At 74.1% G+C, this 21,581-nt stretch carries 6 protein-coding genes; all 6 read right to left on the reverse strand.

Going from position 1 to position 21,581, the window contains the following annotated elements:
- Positions 1 to 27: 27 nt before the first annotated feature.
- From ACFYWM_RS01200 to ACFYWM_RS01225, 6 genes are read right to left on the reverse strand one after another with little or no spacing between them, the layout of a single operon-like run.
- Positions 28 to 1,419: an MFS transporter gene (locus ACFYWM_RS01200; RefSeq protein ID WP_389907104.1), complete on the reverse strand. Its 1,392-nt coding sequence runs from the start codon at positions 1,417 to 1,419 to the stop codon at positions 28 to 30.
- The gene (locus ACFYWM_RS01205; RefSeq protein ID WP_389907106.1) at positions 1,400 to 5,392 is read right to left on the reverse strand and encodes an amino acid adenylation domain-containing protein; all 3,993 of its coding nucleotides are present in this window, start codon (positions 5,390 to 5,392) and stop codon (positions 1,400 to 1,402) included. Before ACFYWM_RS01205 ends, ACFYWM_RS01200 begins: the two co-directional genes overlap by 20 nt.
- A complete protein-coding gene (locus tag ACFYWM_RS01210; protein WP_389907108.1) occupies positions 5,389 to 12,228 on the reverse strand; it encodes an amino acid adenylation domain-containing protein in 6,840 nt (2,279 codons plus the stop codon). Before ACFYWM_RS01210 ends, ACFYWM_RS01205 begins: the two co-directional genes overlap by 4 nt.
- Complete coding sequence (locus tag ACFYWM_RS01215) at positions 12,221 to 15,478, reverse strand: amino acid adenylation domain-containing protein (RefSeq protein ID WP_389907110.1); 3,258 nt, start codon at positions 15,476 to 15,478, stop codon at positions 12,221 to 12,223. Before ACFYWM_RS01215 ends, ACFYWM_RS01210 begins: the two co-directional genes overlap by 8 nt.
- The gene (locus tag ACFYWM_RS01220; protein WP_389907112.1) at positions 15,475 to 15,684 is read right to left on the reverse strand and encodes an MbtH family protein; all 210 of its coding nucleotides are present in this window, start codon (positions 15,682 to 15,684) and stop codon (positions 15,475 to 15,477) included. Before ACFYWM_RS01220 ends, ACFYWM_RS01215 begins: the two co-directional genes overlap by 4 nt.
- Positions 15,681 to 21,224, reverse strand: coding sequence for an SDR family NAD(P)-dependent oxidoreductase (locus ACFYWM_RS01225; RefSeq protein ID WP_389907114.1), 5,544 nt, complete (start codon positions 21,222 to 21,224; stop codon positions 15,681 to 15,683). The genes ACFYWM_RS01220 and ACFYWM_RS01225 overlap by 4 nt, the downstream gene beginning before the upstream one ends.
- Positions 21,225 to 21,581: the final 357 nt, after the last annotated feature.

The following is a 21,581-nucleotide window of genomic DNA, read 5'->3' on the forward strand; positions in this document are numbered from 1 at the left end:
CCCCCGCGAGGGGGGCGGGAAGCGCGCTCAGGTGCCGGGGATCTCCTTCACCTTCGGGATCGGGGAGAAGACCAGCAGCAGGATCGGCAGGATGGCCCCGGCGATCACCGCGAGCAGGATGGCCGGGCGCAGGCCGAGGGTCTCGCCGAGCAGGCCCGCGCCCAGGGCGCCGAGCGGGGCCGGGATCAGCCCGAGCGAGTAGATCGTGCCGATCACCCTGGCCTGCAGGTGCGGCGGGGTGATCGACTGCACCAGGGTCATGTTGCTCACGAAGAACACCTGGTTGCTCGCCCAGACGATGAACTGGGAGAGACCGAGCATCCCGGCGGCGACCCAGACCGACCCCGACGCGAACGGCACCAGCAGCAGCGCGCAGTTGCCGATGATCGTGCTCCACAGCAGCGTCGGGCCGATCCCCAGGCGGCGCATGGTCCGCACCGACAGGGTCGCGCCGAGGATGGCGCCGACGCCGCCCGTCGCCATGACGACGCCCACCCACTCCACCGGCAGGTTGGGCCCGCCCCGCAGCAGGAACAGCACGTAGATCGACTGCATGGCGCCCATGACGAAGAACGAGTACAGCCCGCTGGCGATGGCGAGCGGCCGGATCATCGGCTGGTCCATCACCCACCGGAAGCCCGCCCAGATCGCCTTGTGCACGCTCTTGGCCGTCTCGTCGTCCGGGACGGGCACCTCCTCGCGCTTGCGGATGAGGAGGATGGCGATCGCGGAGAACAGGTAGGAGAGCACGTCGATCATGATCAGCAGCGGCGCGGCCACCACCTTGAGCAGTGCCGACGCCGCGCCGGGCCCCGCGGTCTGCGCCAGCGACTCGCTCAGCTGCAGCTTGCCGTTGCCGTCACCCAGGTGCCGCAGCGGGACCAGCGACGGGAAGTAGGAGCGGTACGCGACCTGGAACAGCACCGACAGCAGGCTCAGGACGAACATGACCGCGTACAGAACCCCGAGCGTGAGGCTGTCCATCACGTACAGCAGCGGTACCAGGGCCAGCACCGCGGCCCGGCCCAGGTCCGACCAGATCAGCACGGGCCGCTTGCGCATCCGGTCGATGTAGACGCCGAACAGCAGGAAGCCCAGCATCGGCAGCCGGATCAGCGCCCCGAGGATCCCCATCTCGGTCGCGCTCGCGCCCAGGGTGACGATGGCGATCAGCGGGATCGCCACGTACGAGATCTGCGAGCCGAACTGGGAGAGGGTCTGGCCGGTCCACAGCCGCAGGAAGTCCTGGTTGCGCCAGAGACCGTCGCCGCCGTCGGCCCCCTCGGGCCGCTTCTCGCCCCCGGGGGCGCCGGGGTCCCCGGACTCGCCGGGTCCTCCGGGGCCCGCCGGGCTCCCGGTGCCCTGTGGCGGCCCCGCGCTTCCCGTGCCCGGGGTGCTCTCAGTGTCCGGTGACGCCATGGTCGATCCAACTCCTCAGCTTGGCGGCCGCCTCGGCGACCAGGGGTTCGAACAGGATGACCACGCGCTCGCCGGGGATCGCCTCGATCGCGAGGTTCCCCTTCACCACGCCGTTCCAGCCCAGGTCGGGCCGGTTACCGGCGGGGGCGAACAGCGCCACGTCACCGTCGTACGGTTCGTGCCGGTAGCGGCCGACCGCGTGGGCGTTGGCCCGGAACACCCGCAGGAAACGCCGGGCCTGCTCGACGTCGGCGGTGTCGGGCGCCAGCCGCTGCTCCCGCCCGGCGGCGGCGATGACCGCCATCAGCATCTCCTCGGGGTCGAGGCAGGCGAACTCCGCGGTGTCCACCTCCAGCGGCCCTCCCGCCAGCGCGTGGGTCATGAGCGAGGCGTCGTCCTCCAGCGAGCTGGTGATCACCGGCTCGTCCGCGTCGGAGTAGAAGAGCACGAGCAGCGGGACCTCCTCGCCGAGGTCGCGCAGCCGCCTCGCCATCTCCATCGCGATGTTCCCGCCGATGCAGAACCCGCCCAGGACGTACGGCCCGCTGGGACGGACGGCGCGCAGCCGGTCGACGTAGTCCTCGACCATGTCGGCCATGGTGGTGTGCGGGTCCTCGCCGGGCGCCAGGCCGCTGGCCGCGATCGCGTAGACGGGCTGGTCGGGGCCGAGCCTGCGGGCCATCGGGTGGTAGCGGAAGACCTGCCCGCCCAGAGCGTGCACCAGGACGATCGGGGTACGGTCGCCGTCCGCGTTGAGCGTCACCACCCGCTGCTCGCCCAGGTCCTCCGGGCGGCGCAGCACGTCCGCCAGGCCCGCCACGGTCGGGGAGGCGAGCACGGTCGCCACCGGCAGCTCCCTGCCGAACTCCTGCCTGATCCGCACGGCCAGCCGGAGCGCGAGCAGCGAGTGCCCGCCCAGGTCGAAGAAGTCGTCGAACACCCCGACCATGGGGAGGTCGAACAGCTCCTCCCAGATCGCCGCGACCCGTCCCTCGACCGGGTCCCTCGGCGGAACCCGGAACTCGTCCGCGCCCGTCCGGCCGGGGGCGGGCAGGGCGGCGCGGTCGAGCTTGCCGTTGGGGGTGACCGGCAGGGCGTCCAGCGTCACCCACGCCGACGGGATCATGTGCTCGGGAACCCTGACGCGCAGCCGCGCCCGCCAGTCGACCGAGGCGTCACCGGTGACGTCGTCGGTCACACTGCCGGTGCCACCGTCGGTCGCACTGCCGGCGGCGTCGCCGGTGACGACGTACCCGATCAGGCGCTCGCCGTCGGCGACGACCGCCGCGGCGCGGACCTCGGGCTGGTCGAGCAGGGCCGCCTCGATCTCGCCGAGCTCGACGCGCATGCCACGGATCTTGATCTGGGTGTCGAGGCGGCCCAGGTACTCGACCTCGCCGTCCGGCCGCCACCTGGCCTGGTCCCCGGTGGCGTACAGGCGCGAGCCGGGCGGGCCGTAGGGGTCCGGGACGAAGCGCTCGGCGGTGAGGGCCGGGCGGCCCAGATAGCCGCGGGCCAGTTGCACCCCGCCGATGAACAGCTGCCCCCGGGTGCCCACCGGGGCTCGCTCGAACCGGTCGTCGAGCACCTCCAGCCGGGTGTTGTCACCCGGCCGGCCGATCGGGACCACCTGCTCGGCCGGGTCGCACCGGTGCGTCGAGACCTCCACGGCCGTCTCGGTCGGGCCGTAGAGGTTGTGCAGCTCCACCTCCGGCAGCCGTTCCGCGAAACGCCGTACCAGCTCGGCGGGGAGCGCCTCGCCCGAGCAGACGACCCTGCGCAGCTCGCCCGGGGCGAGCTCGGGCGTGTCGAGGAAGGGGTCCAGCATGGAGGGGACGAAGTGGGCGGTGGTGATCCGTTCGGAGACGATCAGCCTGGCGAGGTAGGAGGGCTCGTAGTGGCCGCCGGGTTTGGCGACCACCAGCCCGGCCCCGGTGACCAGCGGCCAGAACAGCTCCCACACCGAGATGTCGAACGAGATCGGGGTCTTGTGCAGGACCCGGTCGGCCGGGGTGATGGCGTGGTCCGCCTGCATCCAGCGCAGCCGGTTGACGATCGCGCGGTGCGACACCCCGACGCCCTTCGGCCGCCCGGTCGACCCCGACGTGAAGATCACATAAGCCAGCGCGTCCTCATGCCCCGGCCCGTCCGGCGTGTCCGGCAGGCTCAGGTCGCCCGGACCACCCGGGCCGTCCGGCAGGCCCGGACCGCCCAGACCACCCGGACCGGCGGGCGTGGGCGGGCCGTCCGGCAGCAGCACCGTGCGTTCGGCCCGCGGGGCCTGGTCGGCGAGGGCCGCCGAGGTGAGCAGCACGGAGGCCCCGGCGTCGGAGAGCATGGTCCGCAGGCGCTCGGCCGGGTGGCCGGGCTCCAGCGGCAGGTAGGCGCCTCCGGCGGCGAGGATGCCGAGCAGGGCGACGGGAAGGTCCGTGCTCCGTTCGAGGTGGACGCCGACCGGCTGGTCCCGTTCCACTCCCGCCGCGCGCAGCTCCGCCGCGACCGCGAGGGCCCGGACGGCCAGCTCGCGGTAGGTGATCCACGTCCCCTCGAACCCGACCGCGGGCGCGTCGGGCGTCAGGGCGGCCCGCGCGAGGATCAGCCCGTGCAGGGTGCCGCCCGGATGGTCGCGGCCGGTGGCGTTCCACCGGTTGATCGCCTCGGTCTCCGCCTCGCCGAGGCCGGGCTCGCCGGTCAGGGCCGCGAGCACCCGTCCGGCCAGGGCCTCGATCTGGTCGCGGGGGAACTGGGTTCGGTCGTAGGAGATCGTGAGGGTGAGCCCGCCGCCGGGCACGCGGACGAAGGCCACCGTGCACGGCATGTCGGTCTGCTCGAAGAACTCCTGCCCGGTGATCGCCGCGCCCCCGCCGGGCAGCCCGCCGTACACGTGGAAGTCCCTGAAGTCGAACAACGTGTCCAGCAGCGGCGAGCGGCCCGCGGCCCGCTGGATCTCGAACAGCGGGTAGCTCCGGTGCGGGACGGCGGAGATCTCGGCGTCGAACACCCGCCGCACCAGGTCGGCGCGGCTCGCGGCGTCCAGGCGCACCCGGATCGGCAGCGAGTTGAGGAACAGCCCGAGGACCTCGCCGCCGCCCTCGGTCTCCGGCCTGCTGTGGCCGAGGACGCCGGTCATCACCTCGCGCTCGCCGGTGACCAGGCCCAGCGCCCGCAGGTGCGCGGTCAGCAGGATCGTGCGCAGGGGGACCCGCAGCTCGCGGCTCTCCCGTTCGAGCGTGTCCACCGTCTCGCGCGGTACGGGCACGGCCAGCACCGTGACGTCACGCGGCCCGTCGACGGGGAACCCGGGCAGCCTGGGCAGCCGGCTCTCCGGGGCGTCGGTGACCCGCTCCCGCCAGAACTCCCCGGTCTCCGCCGAGGCCGTCGCCGCCCGCTCGGCCGCCACCATGTCCCGGAACCGGGCCCGCGGCGGCGCGAGGGGAGCGGCCCCCGGAGGGGCGGCGTAGCGGTGCAGGATCTCGGTGACCAGCGTGGCGACGCTCCAGCCGTCGAGGAGCGCGTGGTGGAAGCTGAGGCTGAGGGCGAACTCGTCGTCGTCCAGGACGTGTACGTGGACCCGCAGCAGCGGCGGGGACGACCAGTCGAACCCGTTGTGCTTCTCCCGCTCCCGCCACGCCGCGAGCCGTTCCCGCGACCCCTTCCCGCCCGTGTTCTCCGTGTTCTCCGTGTTCTCCGTGTTCTCCGTGTTCTCCCGCAGGTCGGCGACCTCCAGGGGGATGGTCACGGCGTCGTGGACGAGCTGGAGCGGCTCGCTGAACCCGGTCAGGTCGAACGAGGTGCGCAGCACCGGGTGCCGGGCCGAGACCTCGGCCAGCGCCCTGGTCAGCGCGGGGACGTCCGGCTCGCCGCGCAGGGTGATCGTCATCAGGTCGTGGAACGTGGGACTGTCCGGTTCGAGCTCGCTGTGGTACAGCATGCCCGCCTGCAGCGCGGCCAGCGGATACGCGTCCTCGATCATCGGCCGTCTCTCCTTAGCTTGGCCAGGTCGGCCGGATTGAGCAGGCCGAACGCCTCGACCGCCGGTTCGGGCGTCCGTCGCGTCTCCGCCGGGGACCCGTCGCCGGGCGGGCGCAGCACCCCGGCCAGTTCGGCCACGCTCTGGTGGGTGAACAGCTGCTGCAGGTCGAGCCCGTAGCCCAGGTCGCGCAGCCGGGCCACCACCGAGAGGCTGCGGATCGAGTCGCCCCCGACGCCGAAGAACCCGTCGTGACGGCCGACCTTGTCCAGGCCGAGCACGTCCTGCCACACCTGGGCGACGGCGCGCTCCGCGTCGGTGCGCGGTGGCTCCCAGGGGAGGTCGCCCCGGCCGGGCGGTGGCGGCAGGGCCGCCCGGTCGAGCTTGCCGTTGGGGGTGAGCGGGAGCGCGTCCAGCGTCACCCAGGCTGTGGGGATCATGTGCTCGGGCAGCTCGCCCCTGAGCCACTCGCGGGGATCGGCGTCCCCGGTGTCCGCAGTGTCCCCGGTGCCCTCTCGCCGCACCCCGTACCCGACCAGCCTGGCTCCGGCGCCGTCGTGCCACACGCCGACCGCCGCCGCGCTCAGGTCCGGGTGCCCGCCGAGTACGGCCTCGATCTCGCCGGGCTCGACGCGCATGCCACGGATCTTGGTCTGGGTGTCGAGGCGGCCCAGGTACTCGAGCTCCCCGTCGGGCCGCCACCGGGCGCGGTCGCCGGTGGCGTACAGGCGGGAGCCGGGCGGGCCGTAGGGGTCGGGGACGAAGCGTTCGGCGGTGAGGGCCGGGCGGCCCAGGTAGCCCCGGGCCAGCTGGACCCCGCCGATGAACAGCTGCCCCGGCGTCCCGACCGGCACCGGGCGTAACGCCTCGTCCAGCACGTACAGGCGGGTGTTGGCCACCGGGCGGCCGATCGGCACGACCTTCTCGCCCGGCGTGTGACGGTGCCAGGAGACGTCGACCGCGGCCTCGGTCGGGCCGTAGAGGTTGTGCAGCTCCACCCCGGGCAACCGCCCGGTCAGCCGTTCCGCGGCCACGGCCGTGAGCTCCTCGCCGCTGCAGATCACCCGGCGCAGCGAGCGGCACTCCTCGATCCGCTCCTCCGCGGTGAAGGCGGCGAGCATCGAGGGGACGAAGTGGACCGTGGTGATCGCCTGTTCGGTGACGAGGTCGCGCAGGTAGGCGGTGTCGCGGTGGCCGTCGGGCCGGGCGAGCACCAGGCGGGCCCCGGTGATCAGCGGCCAGAAGAACTCCCACACCGACACGTCGAACCCGGCGGGGGTCTTCTGGAGCACGGCGTCGCCCGCGTCCAGGCCGTACGTCTCCTGCATCCAGCGCAGCCGGTTGACGATCGCCCGGTGCGGCACCCCGACGCCCTTGGGCCTCCCCGTGGACCCCGAGGTGAAGATCACGTACGCGAGTGTGTCGGGCAGGTCCCGCGCGGGGGGACTCGCGTTTCCGGGGTCTGTCGAGGCGTCCAGGGCCGCGGTGAGCTCCACGGCCCCGGCGTCGGCGAGCATGGCCTCGACCCGGCGCTCGGGCAGCCCCGGATCGAGGGGGAGGTAGGCGCCCCCGGCCTTGAGCACGGCGAGCAGCCGTACCGGCAGGTCGAGCGAGCGCTCCGCCCGCACGGCGAACACCCTGTCCGCGGCCGGGTCACCGTCCTTCTCCGCGACACCGGCGACACCGGCGACGTCGGCGAAACCGGTAACGCCGGCGCGCAGCCGCGCGGCCAGCAGGCCGGCGCGGTCGTTCAGCTCGGCGTAGGTCAGCGTCTCGCCCTCGAAGACCACGGCCGTGGCGTCGGGGGTCCGCGCGGCCTGGGCCTCGACGAGCCCGTGCAGCGTCTCCTCCGCCGGGTACGCGGTCCCGGTGGCGTTCCAGCCGGTCAGTACCAGGTCCCGCTCCCCGGGGGAGAGCATCTCCAGGTCGCCCACGCGGGTCTCCGGAGCGGCGACGGCCGCGCGCAGGAACGTCCCGAAGGACGCGGCGAGCCGTTCGACGGTCTCCGGCAGGAACAGGTCGCGGTTGTAGACGAACCTCGCCGCGAGGCCGTCACCGGTCTCCGAGACGTACAGCTCCAGGTCGAACCGGGTCGAGGTGGTGTCCGGCACGAACGGCTCGGCCACCGGCCTTCCCGCTCGGCCGGCCGCCGGCCCGGCCGTTGGCCCGGCATGTTCCCCGGTCGTGGGCTCGGCCGCCTGTCCGGTCGCCGCCGGGGACCCGGTCACCGGCACGGACCGGCCCGCCGGGACCGTGCCGCCCAGGTAGCTCTGCAGGGCGAAGAGCACCTGCACCACCGGCGGGCGGGTGGCGTCCCTGGCCAGGTCCAGCTCGGCGACCAGTTTCTCGAACGGCAGCTCCTGGTGGGCGTAGACCTCCAGGGCCGCGTCGCGGGTGCGGCCGAGCAGCTCGGTGAACGCGGGGTCGCCCTCCAGGCGGGCCCGGAGCGGCAGCAGGTTCACGAACAACCCGACCACGTCCTCGAACTCCGTCAGGTCGCGACCGGCGACCGGCGAGCCCACCGCGAAGTCGTGCTGTCCCGACCAGCGGGAGAGCACGGCCTGGAACCCGGAGAGCAGCGCCATGTAGAGGGTCGCGCCGCGTTCCCGCGCCAGTTCGCCGAGCGCCCCTGTGAGCCCGGCGTCCAGTCGCAGGTCGTGCCACGCGCCCCGGTGCCCCTGCCTGGCCGGCCTGGGCCGGTCGAGGGGAAGGTCGAGCGGGGGCAGCGCGGCCAGCTCCTCCCGCCAGAACTCCAGGTGCCGTTCCAGGCGCGGTCCGGCCAGGCGCTCGCGCTGCCAGAGCGCGTAGTCGCCGTACCCGACGCGCGGCCCCGGCCGACCGCCATGAGAGTCGCGGCCGGTGTGGCCGGTGTGGTCGTCGCGGTCGTAGAGCAGCTCGTCCAGCAGGAGCTCCGCCGACCAGCCGTCGGCCACGATGTGGTGGACGGCGATCAGCAGCACGTGGTCCGCGGGGGCGAGCCTGACCAGGGTCACCCGGAGCAGCGGGCCGTCGCCGAGGTCGAAGGGGCGCGCCGCGTCGGCACTGACGATCCGCCGCGCCTCCGCCTCCGCTTCCGTGTGCGCCGTCCCCGCGTGCGTAGCCTTCGCGTGCGTCGCTCCGGCCTTCTCCGCCTCCGCTTCCGTCTCCGTGTGCGTCGTCTCCGCGTGCGTAGCCTTCGCGTGCGTCGCTCCGGCCTTCTCCGCCTCCGCTTCCGTCTCCGTGTGCGCCCTCTCCGTGTGCGCCGCTTCCGCGCGCGTCTCGACGACGCGGATCGCGATCCGTGCCTCCGGGGTCCCGGCCGGGACGACCCGTACCTCGGGCCGCCCGTCGGAGGAGGCGGGGAAGCGCATGCGCAGGCTCTCGTGCCGCGTCACGGCGGCGTCCAGCCGCGCGTCCAGCGCCGCGAGGTCCAGCGGGCCGCGCAGCCGGGCCGCCGCGGGCAGCACGTAGGCGCCGGTCCCGGGGCTGAACTGCTCCATGAACCAGAGCCGTTCCTGCGCGAACGACAGCGGCGGCGCCGTGCCCTCCGGGCGCCGCACCGGCCCGGCCCCCGCCGCGGGACCCGCGCCGGGACCGGCCTCGGCCAGCGCGTCCAGCGCCTGCGCCAGCCTCCGCACGGACGGGTGGCTGAAGGCCAGTTTCAGCGGCAGGTCCAGCCCGGTCGCCGCCGAGAGCCTGGCGATCGTCCTGGTCGCGAGCAGCGAGTGGCCGCCGAGCTGGAAGAAGTCGTCGAGTGCCCCCACCCGCTCCACTCCCAGCACCTCGGCCCACACCGAGCACACCAGCTCCTGCGTGGGGGTCTCCGGGGGCAGGTACCCCTCACCCGAGCGGTGCTCGGGGGCGGGCAGCGCGCCCTGGTCGACCTTCCCGCTCGGGGTGAGCGGGATGCGCCCGACCTCCACCACGGCGCTCGGCACCAGGTGCGGCGGCAGCTCCGCCGCGAGGTACTCCCGCAGCTTCCCGCCGTCGAACCGGTGCCCGGACCGCTCGTCGGCGGCCGGTTCACGGCGTACGACATAGGCGACCAGGCGGCGGTCGCCGGGGGTGTCCTCCCTGACCGTCACGGTCGCCCGGCCCACCCACGGGTGGGCCAGCAGGCGCGCCTCGATCTCACCGGGTTCCACGCGGTAGCCCCGGATCTTCACCTGGCGGTCGAGACGGCCCAGGATCTCCAGGCGCCCGTCGGGCCGGAACCTGGCCCGGTCCCCGGTGCGGTACAGGCGCGAACCGGCCGGGCCGTAGGGGTCGGGCACGAAGCGTTCCGCCGTGAGGGCGGGCGACCCCAGGTAACCGCGGGAGAGCCCGTCGCCGCCGACGCACAGCTCGCCGGGCGCCCCGGCGGGCACCCGCGCGCCGTGCTCGTCCAGCACGTGGACGCGGGTGGCCGACAGCGGGTGACCCACGGTCGGCCGCCTGGAAGCCTCGGCCGGGTCGAGTTCACCGGCGGTGGCGATGATCGTCGTCTCGGTCGGCCCGTAGCTGTTGACCAGGGTGACGCGCTCGCCGTGGGCCTCGTACCAGGCGGCGAGCGCCGGTCCCGGCAGCGGGTCGGCGCCCAGGATCAGCAGGCGCAGCGCGGGCGGCCAGGAGATCCGGGCGGCGACCAGCTCCTGCCAGTAGGAGGTGGGCAGGTCCATCACCGTCAGCGACGCGCCCCGCGGGGTCCGCAGGAAGTCGGGCAGCGGCTCGTCGGGGGCGAGCACCAGTTCGGCCCCCGAGGTGAGCGCCGGGTAGATCTCCTCGGCGTGCGTGTCGAAGCCCACGGAGGCGAACTGCAGCACCCGGTCCTGCGGCCGGACGCCGTACTCGGCGCGCATCCACGCCACCCGCGCGTCCAGCGCCCGCCGCTCGACCTGCACGCCCTTGGGGGTGCCGGTCGAACCGGAGGTGTAGATCACGTACGCCAGGTTCCCCGGCCCGCCGGGCCTCGTCGCCGGTTCGTCACCGGTGGCGGGACCGTCCGCGACGCCGTCGAGCGGGATCGTCGGCAGGTCGCACCCCGGCGGGCCGTCCTGGGACAGCAGCAGCGCGGCCCCGCTGTCGCGCAGCATCCAGCGCAGGCGCTCGGCCGGGTAGGCGGGGTCGAGCGGGAGGTAGGCGCCTCCCGCCATCGCCGTCGCCAGCAAGGCCACGACCAGCTCGGGGCCGCGCCGGGCGCACACCGCGACCACGGTCTCGGGGCCGGCCCCCTCGGAGGCCAGCCGCGCCGCCAGCCGCGCGGCGTGCCCGCGCAGCTCGGCGTAGCTCAGCCGCCGGTCGCCGTGGCTCACCGCCACCGCGTCCGGCGCCAGCCGCACCCGCTCCTCGAACAGCTCCAGCACCCCGGCGGGACCGGCGGTCGCGGGAAGGGCGGTGGACAGGGAGGCGGTGACGGCGGGCAGGCGGTCCTCGGGCAGCAGCATCGCGGCCCGCAGCCGCGACAGCGGGATGTCGGGGTCGTCGGCCACGGCCTCCAGGACGAGCTCGTACCTGCGCAGCATCCTCGCCACCGTGTCCGGCTCGAACAGGTCGGCGTTGTAGGACAGCAGCGCGTACAGCGAGTCCGAGCGGGGCGTCACGTCGAGCATCAGGTCGAACTTGGCCTGCCGCGCGCCCGGATCGAAGACGTCGGTCTCGATGCCGGGCATGACCAGCTCGGACGCCTCCTTGTCCTGCATCACGAACATCGCCTGGAACAGCGGCGTCGTGCTCAGGTCGCGCTCGACGCGCAGCTCGTTGAGCAGCCGCTCGAACGGGATGTCCTGGTGGGCGAAGGCGTCGAGCACCGTCGCCCTGACGCGGCCGAGCAGCTCCCTGAAGCCCGGGTCGCCCGACAGGTCGCCGCGCAGCGCGAGCGTGTTGGGGAAGAACCCGACGATCTGCTCCAGCTCGGGGCGTTCCCGCCCGGCGATCACCGAGCCCACGCACACGTCGTCCTGCCCGGAGTGGGCGCCGAGCAGCGTCTGGAAGGCGGCCAGCAGCACCATGAACTGGGTGCACCGCTCGTCCCTGGCCAGCCGGTCCAGCCGGGCGGTGAGCTCCCGCCCGATCCGCCGTCCCGCGTAGTCGCCGTTGGACGACTTCACCGCCGGCCTGGGCCGGTCGGCGGGGACGTCCAGCACGGGCACCCCGGCCAGCTGCCCGCTCCAGTAGTCGAGCTGGCGGCGCACCCGCTCCTCGTCCAGCAGCCCGCGCTGCCAGGCCGCGTAGTCGGCGTACTCCAGCACCGGCGCCGGGAGGTCCGCCTCGCGTCCCTCCAGGCGTGCGCCGTAGCAGGCGGCGAGCTCGCCCAGCAGGATCTTCAGCGACCAGCCGTCGGCCACGATGTGGTGCAGCACCACGCACAGCACGTGGTCGGTCTCCGACATGGTGATCAGGTGGACCCGCAGCAGCGGCCCGGCCGCCAGGTCGAACGGCCGGTTGGTGAGGTCGGCGACCAGCTCGGTCGCGCGGGTCTCACGCTCGCCGGCGGGCAGCCCGGTGAGGTCGATCAGGTCGGGCTCGACCGGCAGCGGCGGCCCGATCTCCTGCACCGGGCTGCCCTCGTGCGAGGTGAAGCGGGCGCGCAGGGTCTCGTGCCGCTCCACCAGCCGGTCGAGCGCGTACCCGAGCGCCTCAAAGGAGACGTGCCCGCGCAGCCGCTGCACCAGGAACATGTTGTACGAGGCGTCGGCCGGGTCCAGCTGCTGCAGGAACCACAGGCGCTCCTGGCCGAACGACAGCGGGGGCGGCCCGCCGTCGTCCGGGCGCCGGGGGATGCCCGACGGCCGCCGCGGCGGCGGTTGCCGCCGCAGCTTCTCCTCCAGCGCGGCCCGCTGTTCCGGACTGAGCCGCGCGAGCTTCGCCCTCAGGTCACTCATCCGCGGGGTCCTCCAGGGCGGCGAGCAGGGCCGCCAGCTCCTCGTCGTCGTCCCCGAGCTGCAGCTCCAGCACGGCGAGGGCGTGCTCGGTCACCGTGGTGATCTCGAAGCACCGCCGCAGCGGCATCTCCACGCCGTAGGTCTCCCGGTAGCGGGTGACCAGCAGCACCGCCAGCAGGGAGTGGCCGCCGAGCTGGAAGAAGTCGTCCTCCACGCCGATGCGCTCCCGGCCGAGCAGCTCGCTCCACAGGGCGCACAGCTCGGTCTCCAGCGGGGTGCGCGGCTCGGTGTACGGCGTGCCGAGGTCGCCCCGGCCCGAACCGGCCGGCGCGGGCAGCGCGCCCCGGTCGAGCTTGCCGCTCGGGCCGAGCGGGACGGTGTCGATGCCGACGAACGCCTGCGGGATGAGCGCGGCCGGCAGCTTCTTGGCGAGCGTCCTGCGCAGCTCCCCGGTGAGCGCCGAGGCGTCCCCGGACCAGTCGACGTACCCGACCAGCCCGCGCCCGCCCGGGGCGTCGTCGCGCAGCGCCACGACCGCCCGCCGCACCTTGGGGTGCTCGGCCATCACGGCCTCGATCTCGCCGAGCTCGACCCGCCAGCCGTGCACCTTCACCTGGTCGTCCAGCCGTCCCAGGAACTCGATGTCCCCGTCGGCGCGGACCCTGGCCAGGTCGCCGGTCGCGTACAGCCGCGAGCCGGGCGGCCCGTACGGGTCGGGCACGAACCGCTCGGCCGTCAGCCCCGGGCGGCCCGCGTAGCCGCGCGCCACCTGGACCCCGCCGATGTGCAGGTGCCCGGGCACGCCGACCGGCAGCGGCCGGAACAGGTCGTCCAGGACGTGCAGGCGGTTGCCCGGCATCGGCGGGCCGATGGGCAGCGTGTGCAGCGCGTTCAGCGCCTCCGGCGTCTCGCCCGGCTCGACCCGCCAGGCGGTCACGTCGACCGCGGCCTCCGTCGGCCCGTACAGGTTGTGCAGCTCCACCTTGGGCAGCCGCTCGCGGAAGCGGGCGGCCAGGCGCGGCGGCAGCTCCTCGCCGCTGCAGATCACCCGCCTGAGCGAGTGGCACGACTCGATGCCGGTCTCCTCCAGGAACAGGGCCAGCATCGAGGGGACGAAGTGCGCGGTGCTCACCGAGTGCGCCTTGATCAGGTCGCGCTGGTGGTTGGGGTCGCGGTGCCCGCCCGGCCGGACCGGCACCAGGGACGCCCCGGTGACCAGCGGCCAGAAGAACTCCCACACCGACACGTCGAAGCTCGTCGGCGTCTTCTGCAGCACCGCCTCGGCCGGGGTGAGGCCGAACCGGTCCTGCATCCAGGCGAGCCGGTTGACGACGGCCCCGTGGGTGTTGACGACGCCCTTGGGACGCCCGGTCGACCCCGAGGTGTAGATCACGTACGCGGCGTCGTCAGGGCCGACGGCCGGAAGCGGCGTTCCCGGGGGCTGCGGTCCCCAGGTGTCGGGCGCGTCCAGCAGCACCGGCTTCACGGCGCCCTCGGGGAGCAGGTCGCGCAGGTGACGCTGGGTCAGCATCACCCGGGCCCCGCTGTCGGCCAGCATGAACGCCAGCCGCGACGGCGGGTACTCCGGGTCGAGGGGGACGTAGGCCCCGCCCGCCTTGAGCACCGCGAGCAGGCCGACGACCAGCTCGGCCGACCGCTCGGCGCACACCGCCACCGGGCTGCCCCGCCGCACCCCGATCCCGCGCAGCCAGCCCGCCAGGGCCGTGGCGCGCTCGTCCAGCTCCGCGTACGTCAGCGTCCCGGCACCGGTGACCACGGCCGGGGCGTCCGGCGTCCTGGCCACCTGAGCCTCGACGAGCGAGGTCAGCGAGGTCGGCGAGGTCGGCGTCGTATCGGTACCCGCACCCGCCAGGACCTCCAGCGCACGCGCGGGGTCCTCGCCGGTGCCGAGCGCGAGGACGCGGTCGCGCTCCTCGGGGGTGAGCAGCGGCAGCCGGGAGATCGGCGTCCCCGGGGCGGCGACCGCGGCCTCGACCAGCGTCTGCAGGCAGGCGCCGAACCGCTCGATCGTGGGCCGGTCGAACAGGTCGGTGCTGTACTCCAGGCGGGTGTGCAGCCGCCCCCCGCGCATGTTGAGGTCCAGCTGCAGGTCCACCTTGGCGGTCCCGTTGGCGATCTGGCCCTCGTTGGTGTCGTGGGCCAGGTTGAACATCACCTGGTAGATAGGCGGCACGCTCAGGTCCCTGGTCGGCTGCAGCGCCTCCACCAGCCGCTCGAACGGCAGCTCCTGGTGGTCCAGGGCCTCGGCGACCGTGGTGCGCACCCGCCCGGCCGCCTCGGCGAACGTCGGGTCGCCGGTCAGGTCGGCGCGCAGCGCCACGGCGTTGACGAACATGCCGATGACGGGCTCGGTCTCCGGCAGCAGCCGCCCCGCGATCGGGGTGCCCACCACGACGTCGTACTGCCCCGACCAGCGGGCCAGCACGGTCGCGAACGCGGTGAGCATGACCGTGAACAGCGTCGAGTTCAGGTCCTTGGCCATGCGCTCGATCCCGGCCGACACCTCCGGGGAGAACGCGCCCAGCTGCGCCTCGCCCCGGTAGGAACGGCTGCGCGGGCGCGGCCGGTCGGCGGGCAGGGCGAGGTCGGACGGGATCCCGGCCAGCCGCTCCCGCCAGTGCGCCAGCTCCTCCTCGACGAACGCCCCGGTCAGCCGGTCCCGCTGCCAGACGGCGAAGTCGGCGAACTGGATGGGCAGCTCCGCCAGCTTGGGCTCGCGCCCCTCGCCGATGGCGTCGTAGCACTCCTCCAGTTCGTTGACGAAGACGTGGCTGGAGACGCCGTCGAACACGGTGTGGTCGAACACGCAGATCAGCCGCAGGTCGTCGTCGGCCATCCGCACCTGCCGCAGCCGGTACAGCGGCGCCTGGTCCAGCACGAACGGCGTGACCGAGTCAGACTTGGCCAGCCGGGCGAGCTCGGCCTCGCGCTCGCCGGCGGGCAGGTGGGTGAGGTCGGTCTCGGTGAGCCGCACCGGGGGGAAGGCGCCGCTGACGACCTGCACCACCTGGCCGTCCCGGAACTCGAAGACGGTGCGCAGCACCTCGTGGCGGCGCACCACCTGGGTGACGGCGGCCTCCAGCCGGCGCGGATCGACCGGCTGGCGGGCGCTCATCGGCATGAGCATGCCGATGTTGTAGACGGCGAGCTCGGGCTCGAAACGGGCGAGGAACCACATGCGCTCCTGCCCCGAGGAGGACGGGAAGACGTCCACCACCTGGTCGGTCATCCCGCGTCTCCCGCTTTCATCGCCTCGCGCAGGCTGCGCGGACGCATGTCGGTCCAGACCTGCTCGATGTGGGCCAGGCACTCGTCCTTGGTGCCGGTGAAGCCCGCGTCGTGCCAGCCGTCCGGGTTGTCACGGCCCGAGGGCCAGATGGAGTACTGCTCCTCGTCGTTGAGGACGACCTTGGTGTCGGGAACGGATTCGGTCACTGCTGCTCACTCCTGCGGGGGAGACGGGGAATCATGGTCTGGCTCGCGGCCGGGGCGGCCTCCGCCGGCGGCGCGGCGGCGCGCGCCTGCTCGATCAGCGCGGTGACCCCGGCCACCGTGGGCTCCTCGAAGAGGCTGCGCATCGGCAGCCGCACGCCCAGCTCCTTGCGGATCAGGGCGATGAGCTGCACGGCGATCAGGGAGTTGCCGCCGAGCTCGAAGAAGTCGTCGTCGACGCCGATGCGCTCGCCGCCGAGCACCTCGCTCCACAGCCGGGCGATGGCGGTCTCGACGTCGCCGCGCGGCGCCACGTAGTCGTCGGACGCCGCGCCGCCGGGACGGGGACGGTCCGACACGGCGGCCGGGTCCAGCTCCGTCTCGACCGTCTCCTGGGTGACCGACCCGACCCCGGCCAGGTAGGCGGCCACCGGGGTCGCGGCGATCACCACCTGCGCGCCGAGGGGGGTGGCCAGCAGCCGGTGGAACGCCTCGGCGCCCTCGGCGGGGCGGATGCCGACCGCATCGGGACCCCCGGCGGTCGTCGCGACCTGGCCGCCCTGGTCGGGGACGGCGACCGTGCCCGCCCGCTGGGCCCCGGCGTCGGCCGTCACCCCGGCCACCACGGCGTCGGTGTTGATGCGGCGCAGCACGTAGTCGGAGATCTCGGTGACGATCACGCCGCCTGCGTCGATGAGCGTCACGTCGACCGCCAGCACCTCGTCGGTGCCGCTGTCGCGGAAGCGCATGTGGCTCCAGAACCTGCCGGGCAGCCGGTCCCTGACGGTGATGCGGCCGTAGCCGAGCGGCAGGTAGTGGCCGACGACGTCGATCCAGGTGAAGGAGGTGGCGCTGTCGAGCAGTGCCGGGTGCAGGCCCCAGCCGTCCAGGTCCTCCGACAGCTCGGCGGGCAGCTCGAACAGTCCCAGGGCCTCGTTCTGGCCGATGTACCACTTGCTCATGTGGCCCCAGTGGGGGCCGAGCGTGAGCAGCCCGGACAGCGGCACGCCGCCCTGCTCCTCGGACGCCGGGGTGCAGCGCTCGATGATCGCCGCCACGTCGGCCCGCCCGGCCGGCCCGGCGTCGACCTTGGCCGCGGTGCCGCGCGCGTGGGTGCGCTGCTCGCCGCCGATGACGCTGCGCACCTGGAAGTCCGCGCCGTCCGCCTCGGTGCTGAACGTCACCCGTACCTCGGCGGAGGCGCCGTCGGCCACCGACAGCGGCTCGACGAACACCACGTCGCGCAGCTCGACGACGCCGGGGCCGGTCAGGACCGCCTCGCTGGCGCAGCGGGCCAGCTCCAGGTGGCCGGTGCCCGGCAGCACCGGAACCCCGGAGATACGGTGCCCGTCGAGCGCCCAGTGGGTGTCGGGGGAGAGGCTGCCACCGGCCCAGCCGAGCTCCTCGCCGTCGGCCTCGTGCCAGGCGGAGATCACCGGGTGGTCGACGGCCCTGATCCGGTCGCCGCGCTGCAGTGCCACGAAACCGGCGGGCGCGGCGACCTCGGCCGCCATGCCGACCTCCAGCCACTTGCCCCAGTTGGCGGAGACGACCGTGGCCGCGCCCCAGCCGTGCTCGCCCCTGGCGTGCGCGTCGAGGAAGTTGTTGGCCGCGCAGTAGTCGACCTGGCCGAAGCCGCCCGCGACCGCGGTGATCGACGAGCAGAGCACGACGGCCTCCAGGTCGAGATCGGCGAAGGCCTCGCGCAGCGCGAGCGTGCCGACCACCTTGGGCGCCAGCACCTCCTCGGCGGCGGCCCGCTCCTTGATCTCGGCCATGCCGCCGCCGGGCAGTCCCGCGGCGTGCACGATCACGTCCACCCGGCCGAACCCGGCGACCGTCTCCTCCCGTACCCGGCGCATGTCGGCGGGGGAGGTGACGTCGGCGGCGAGCACCAGGACCTCGGCCCCGGCCTCCTCCATCCTGCGGATCGCGGCGATCGCCCGGCCCGCGCGGCCGGCCTCGTGCGCGTCCCACTCCGCCCGGTCCGGCAGCCCGGACCTGGACAGCAGGACCAGCCGCACCCTGGCCCGCGCGGCCAGGTCCTCGGCGAGGGAGACGCCGATGCCGCCCAGACCGCCGGTGATGACGTAGACCTGCCCGTCGCGGGGACCGGCCTGCCCGCCGACGGCCTCGGCCGTCTCCGTGGCCTCCACGGACAAAGCGGGCACCTCCAGCTGCTCGTAGTGCTGCAGCCAGCGACGCCCACCCCTGATGCTCACGGTGGGCAGCAGCCCCGCCTCGTCCGGCTCGGGCCTCCTGCCCAGCTCCGCGGCGGCGTGCCTGACCCAGTCGCGTCCGTCGACGTCGACGTGGCGCACCCGCAGCCACGGCGTCTCCAGCGGCACCACCCGGGGGAACCCGGCGAGGGTCGCGTGCTCCGGGCGGACCAGGTCGCCGCCGGTGACGTCCTGGGCCCCCGAGGTGAACAGGGTCAGCTCCACCCCGTCCGTGGCGTCGGTGGGCTGCGCCGAGGTCAGCGCCTGCACCAGGGCGAGCACGCTGAAGAAGCCGCGGTCCTGAGCCTTCCAGGTGCCCTCGGTCCCGGCGGCGGGCTCGCCGCCGACGGTCCACGCGTGCACCACCCGCTCCGGTACCGCGCCCACGGCCGACAGCAGCGCGTCGTAGTCGGCGCGCTCGGCGGGACGCACGGTGTAGACGCCGTCGGTGCCCTCCGCGGAGAACCCGTCGCCGGGCCGTACCTCGACCACCTCGGCGCCCGTCGCGCGCAGCGCGTCCACCAGCCCGGCGGAGCCGTCGTCGGCGAACACCAGGGCGCGGGTGACCGGGGCCGGCGGCACCGGTCCCGGCGGGACCTGCCGCCACACCGGCACGCTGAACCAGCGGTCCAGCGGCAGGTCGTCCTCGACCGGCGCGGGGTTGGCCACGCCGCCGGTGAACGCGCCCTGCGGGTCGGGGTCGATCCAGGCGCGCTGGCGCTCCCACGGGTAGGTGGGCAGCGAGATCCGGCGCCCCTCCTCGCCGAACGCCTCCAGCGCGACGCCGTGCACCCACAGGGTGCCGTACGCGGCCGACAGCACGGCCACATCGCCACCGGTGTCCTTGGGGCCGGGCAGGGAGTGCAGCGGCGCGACCGCGCCCGGCGGGGTCTGCGCCCTCGCCAGCCCGGCCAGCTGCTTGCCGGGACCGCACTCGATCATGATCCAGTCGCCCTCGGCGAGCAGGGTCGCCACGCAGTCGCCGAACAGCACCGGCTCGCGCATGTGCCGGGCCCAGTACGACGGGTCCGTCGCCTCGTCCGCGGTGATCCAGGTGCCGGTCACGTTCGACAGGAACGGCAGGCTCGGCGCCGACCGCTCGACGCCGGCGACCAGCGCGCGGAACTCGCCCAGGATCGGGTCCATCATCGAGGAGTGGAAGGCGTGCGAGGTGCGCAGCTCCATCCTGCCGATGCCCTCCTCCTCCAGCAGGGCCGACAGCTCGGCGACCGGGGCCGGGGGACCGGCCACCACGCACGTGCCGGGACCGTTGACGGTCGCCACCGACACGCCGTCGGGCAGCAGCGGGCCGATCTCGTCCGGCGCGAGCTGCACCGCGAGCATCGCCCCGGCGGGCATGCCCTGCACCAGGCGGCCCCTGGCGGCCACCAGCCGCAGCGCGTCCGGCAGGCTGAAGACCCCGGCCACGGTCGCCGCGACGTACTCGCCGATGCTGTGGCCGATCATCCCGGCGGGCTCGGCGCCCAGCGAGCGCCACAGCGCGGCCAGGGCGTACTCCACGGTGAAGAGGGCGGGCTGGGTCAGCTCCGTCCGACGCAGCCGCTCGCCGGCCTCCTCGCCGGTGGCGAAGATCAGCTCACGCAGGTCCTCGCCCAGCACCGGCCGCAGGATCTCGGCGCACTCGTCGACCGCGTCCCTGAAGACCTTCTCGGTGCGGTACAGCTCGGCGCCCATGCCCGCGTACTGCGAGCCCTGCCCGGAGAACAGGAACGCCGGGCGCGGGGTGCGCCGGGAGGTGGCGCCGGGGATCGTGCGCTTGGGGTCGCGGAGCGCGGCGACCGCGTCGGCGACGTCGGAGGCCACCACCGCGCTCCTGCGCGCCAGCTCCCTGCGCCCCACCCGCAGGGTGTGGGCGACGTCGGCCAGGTCGGCGTCGGGGTGGGCCTCCAGGTGCGCGGCCAGGCGCTCGGCGGCGGCGGCCAGCGCGGTGTCGGTCCTGCCCGACAGCCGCAGCAGGTGCGCCGGGCGGGGCTCACGCTCCAGGCGGGACGGCGCCGGGGCCTCCTCCAGCACGATGTGCGCGTTGGTGCCGCCGATGCCGAACGAGCTGACGCCCGCCCGCCGGGGGAAGCCGTTGCGCTCCCACTTGGTGGGGGTCCCCGTCACGTAGAACGGGCTCCGGGTGAAGTCGATCTTCGGGTTGGGGCTCTCGTAGTGCAGCGTGGGCGGGATCATCCCGTTCTCCAGGGCCAGCACCGCCTTGATGATGCTCGCGATGCCCGCCGACTGGCCCAGGTGGCCGATGTTGCTCTTGACCGAGCCGATGCCGCACCACTGGGTGTCCTCGGTGTCCTGGAGGAACACGCTGCTCAGCGCCGCGACCTCGATCGGGTCGCCCAGCGCGGTACCCGTGCCGTGCGCCTCGACGTAGGTGACGGTACGCGGGTCGACCCCGCCCACCCCGAGCGCCTGGGCGATCACCGCGGCCTGGCCGTCCATGCTGGGCGCCGAGAAGCCGACCTTGCTGGCGCCGTCGTTGTTGATCGCGTTGCCCAGGATGACCGCCCGGACGTTGTCGCCGTCCTCGATCGCCTCCGACAGCCGCTTCAGCACGATCACGCCGCCGCCGCTGCCCCAGATCGTCCCGGCCGCCTTGGCGTCGAAGGCCCGGCAGTGGCCGTCGGGGGAGACGATGCCGTCCTCGTCGTACACGTAGCCCTGACCCTGCGGCAGGTCGAGCATCGCGCTGCCCGCCAGGGCCATGTCGCACTCGCCGTTGCGCAGGGCCTCGGCGGCGACGTGGATCGCGACCAGCGAGGTCGAGCACGCGGTGTGCAGGGTGTAGCTCGGACCGCGCAGGTCCAGCTTGTACGACGACAGCGTGGCGCAGTAGTCGACATGGTTGCCGACCATGACGGCGAGCCAGCCCGCGTTCGCGTGGGCCTGCGCGTTGCTCCTGATGTTGATCCACTGGTAGAAGTCCCCGCCGGAACCGGCGTAGACACCGATCTCGCCCGGGTACCTGAACGGGTCGTACCCCGCGTCCTCCAGGGCCGTGTGCGACAGTTCGAGGAAGAGCCGGTGCTGCGGGTCCCGGATCTCCGCCTCCCTGATCGACATGCCGAAGAACGCGGCGTCGAACTCCTGGTGGTCGTCGAGCATCATCGCGGCCGGCACGAAGTCCGGGTCGTCGAGGATGTGGTCGGGCACGCCGAGCGCCCGCTGCTCCTCACGGGTGAAGTGCGTCAGCGACTCGACTCCGTCGGCGAGGTTGCGCCAGAACTGTCTGGCGTCCCCGGCACCCGGCACCCGGCACGAGAGGCCGATGATGGCGATCGGTTCGACGGTGGGCTCCTCGGCCATGCGGGGGTCCCTTTCTTCCATGCGGGGCGCGGTCGGCGCCGGTGCGGGGGGTCGTACGGGGGGTGGCTCGGTTTCCGGTGCGGAAGGTCGTGTGGGTGGCGACTCGATCGCCGGCTCGGCTGTCGGGTGGTTCACCGGCCGGGTTCGCGCTCCGGAAGGTCGTGCGGTCGCCGGTTCGGTCTCGGGTGTGTCTTCGGGTGCTGCTTCGAGGGGGGCTTCGGAGGCTTCGGAGGCTTCGTGGGGGAGGGGGTGGGCGGGGGTCGGCCCGGCCGCGGGGGCCGGAGGAGGGGAGGACGTCGATTCGCAGGTGAGTCCGGGCGCCGGGCCCGGCTCGGGTCCGGCTGCGGGGCCGGTTCC

Origin of the sequence: Streptosporangium sp. NPDC002721 (assembly GCF_042888905.1) — a bacterium.
Lineage (GTDB): Bacteria > Actinomycetota > Actinomycetes > Streptosporangiales > Streptosporangiaceae > Streptosporangium.

What these genes read in the sequence shown, in the direction of transcription:
- ACFYWM_RS01210 (WP_389907108.1), bottom strand. Translation starts at nt 12,228, where the DNA reads ATGAGTGACCTGAGGGCGAAGCTCGCGCGGCTCAGTCCGGAACAGCGG.
- ACFYWM_RS01205 (WP_389907106.1), bottom strand. Translation starts at nt 5,392, where the DNA reads ATGATCGAGGACGCGTATCCGCTGGCCGCGCTGCAGGCGGGCATGCTG.
- ACFYWM_RS01225 (WP_389907114.1), bottom strand. Translation starts at nt 21,224, where the DNA reads ATGGCCGAGGAGCCCACCGTCGAACCGATCGCCATCATCGGCCTCTCG.
- ACFYWM_RS01215 (WP_389907110.1), bottom strand. Translation starts at nt 15,478, where the DNA reads ATGACCGACCAGGTGGTGGACGTCTTCCCGTCCTCCTCGGGGCAGGAG.
- ACFYWM_RS01200 (WP_389907104.1), bottom strand. Translation starts at nt 1,419, where the DNA reads ATGGCGTCACCGGACACTGAGAGCACCCCGGGCACGGGAAGCGCGGGG.